Here is a 512-nt window from a genome sequence, read left to right on the forward strand (position 1 = left end):
TTATGCAAGTAGTCAATTGTGTTCAGTTTGTGGATATAAGAATAGAGAAGTAAAAAATCTTGCACTCAGGGAATGGATTTGCCCTAAGTGCGGCACACACCATGACAGGGATATAAACGCCAGTAAAAATCTGCTGAAATTAGCCATATAATTTTGGTAATACACTGAGGTTGGTTCGACCTTTAGAGCTTAGGTAAACTTGTTCCGTTAGGAATATTGACTAAGAAGCCATCCACTTCTATAAGTGGTGGTAGTTCACATAAGAGGAAAGAAGAAAAATTAGTAAATACTAAAAAGTGTAAGTACTGTTTGAGTGATATTCCCATAGATGCAACTAGATGTCAGTATTGTACTTCGCATCTTGATTAATACATATAAAACTAGGCCTGTGATTTCAAGGTTAAATGAAGTCGCCAATTAATGTCTCTTATACACATATGACGCTGCCGACGAAGCTAGAAGTGTAGATCTCGGTGGTCGCCGTATCATTAAAAAAAAAAGGGGGGGGGGGG

General features: G+C 38.1%; 1 protein-coding gene. It reads left to right on the forward strand.

Annotated elements, in window-relative coordinates:
- Positions 1–151: zinc ribbon domain-containing protein (locus tag J5G60_RS18725; RefSeq protein ID WP_207876674.1), on the forward strand; the 151-nt coding region annotated here is incomplete at its 5' end.
- Between the last annotated feature and the right edge of the window lie 361 nt (positions 152–512).

Source organism: Clostridium sp. HV4-5-A1G, assembly GCF_900184915.1.
Taxonomy (GTDB): Bacteria; Bacillota; Clostridia; order Clostridiales; family Clostridiaceae; genus Clostridium_B; species Clostridium_B aromativorans.